2 protein-coding genes are annotated in these 1,569 nt (G+C 73.9%); one reads left to right on the top strand and one right to left on the bottom strand.

The features are described 5' to 3' along the window. On the top strand, positions 1 to 410 hold a 410-nt coding region (locus ACTIR_RS23270), incomplete at its 5' end, for a DUF4192 family protein (RefSeq protein ID WP_034239994.1). Here the strand turns inward: ACTIR_RS23270 and galE are convergent. Then, complete coding sequence (gene galE / locus ACTIR_RS0113440; protein WP_026454671.1) at positions 379 to 1,380, bottom strand: UDP-glucose 4-epimerase GalE; 1,002 nt, start codon at positions 1,378 to 1,380, stop codon at positions 379 to 381. The genes ACTIR_RS23270 and galE overlap by 32 nt on opposite strands. Between the last annotated feature and the right edge of the window lie 189 nt (positions 1,381 to 1,569).

The raw sequence follows: 1,569 nt of genomic DNA, 5'->3' as shown, positions 1-1,569 counted from the left end.
CGCTGCCGTCGGGCGGAGCCCGCGCCGCCGCGGCCGAGCGCCTCTGGCTGGCGCTGAGCCGGAACACCCCCGCCCCCCACCGGGCACGTCCGCTGACCCTGTTGGCCTACTCCGCGTACGTCCGTGGCGAGGGCGTCCTCGCCGGCATGGCGCTGTCCGAGGCGTTGGAGGCCGATCCCGAGCACGTGCTCGCCCAGCTGCTGTCCCGCGCGCTCGACCACGCGCTGCCCCCCGACACGCTGGCGCGGCTCGCCACGACGGTCGACGACGGACCGCTGTGTCCCGACGAACCACCGGCGCCCGACGAACCACCGTCCGCCGACGAACCACCGGCCCCGGGGAGGCCGGGGCCACGGGACGATGACGGTGGCGACGGTCCTAGGAGGTCGCGCCCGGGCGGTCCCGGGTGAAGGCCCACGCGTCGGCGACGATGCCGGTCAGGTCGGTGTGCCGGGGTGTCCACCCGAGTTCCGCCCGGGCACGTTCGCCTGCCGCCACGAGCACGGCCGGGTCGCCGTCCCTGCGCTGGGCCACGGCGGCCGGGATGGGATGTCCGGTGGCCCGGCGGCACGCCTCGATCACCTCGCGGACGGAGAAACCCGTGCCGTTGCCGAGGTTGTAGATGCGGTGTTCACCGGGCACGGCCCGCTCGACGGCGCGCAGGTGGGCGTCGGCCAGGTCGGTCACGTGGATGTAGTCCCGGACCGCCGTGCCGTCCTCGGTGGGGTAGTCGTCGCCGTAGATCTGCACCTTGTCCCGGTGCCCGGTGGCGACCTGGAGCACCAGCGGGATCAGGTGCGTCTCCACGGCGTGCCGCTCGCCGTAGCCGCCGTAGGCGCCCGCGACGTTGAAGTAGCGCAGGCTCACGGCGGCGAGGCCGTGGGCCCGCGCGTAGCTGGTGATCGCGTGGTCGATGGCGAGTTTCGTGGCCCCGTAGGTGTTCGTGGGTGCCGTGGCGGCGGATTCGGGGATCGGCGTGGTCTCCGGCTCCCCGTAGGTCGCGGCGGTGGAGGAGAACACGAGCCGCGGTGTGCCGTGGGTGCGCATCGCGTCGAGCAACCGGAGGGAGGTGAGCACGTTGCCGCGCCAGTAGGTGCCCGGGTCCTGCATCGACTCGCCCACGAGGGACTTCGCGGCGAAGTGCAGGACCCCGTCGAAGCCCTCCGCGAGCAGGGTTCCCGCGACCTCGGCGGCGTCCCCCTGGACGAACCGCGCGCCGGGGGGTACCGCATCCGCGTGGCCGGTGGACAGGTCGTCCACCACGGTCACCTCGTGTCCCGCCTCCAGCAGGCGGGCCGCACACACACTGCCGATGTAGCCGGCCCCGCCGGTGACCACCAGTTTCCGGGGGCTGGTCGACGTCATGGTGTCAGTGGGCATACGCGCACGAACCCTTTCTCGGGTGGGGAGGCCAGATGCTGGCGTGCCACGATACGGGCGGGGAGTTTCCGGTGCCGCGCCCGGTCACCCGCCGCTCACCGGGGTGTGCTCCCGCGGCCGAACCGGTCCCGCCCGGCTCCGGGGGAGGGTTCGACCGTGTACATGCGCGGCGTCCGCAGACCCTCGCGG

The sequence above is a fragment of the Saccharomonospora iraqiensis subsp. iraqiensis genome (assembly GCF_000430445.1).
Classification (GTDB): Bacteria; Actinomycetota; Actinomycetes; order Mycobacteriales; family Pseudonocardiaceae; genus Saccharomonospora; species Saccharomonospora iraqiensis.
The sequence above is the reverse complement of the archived record's forward strand: the minus strand, read 5'-3'. Positions and strand labels throughout refer to the sequence as shown.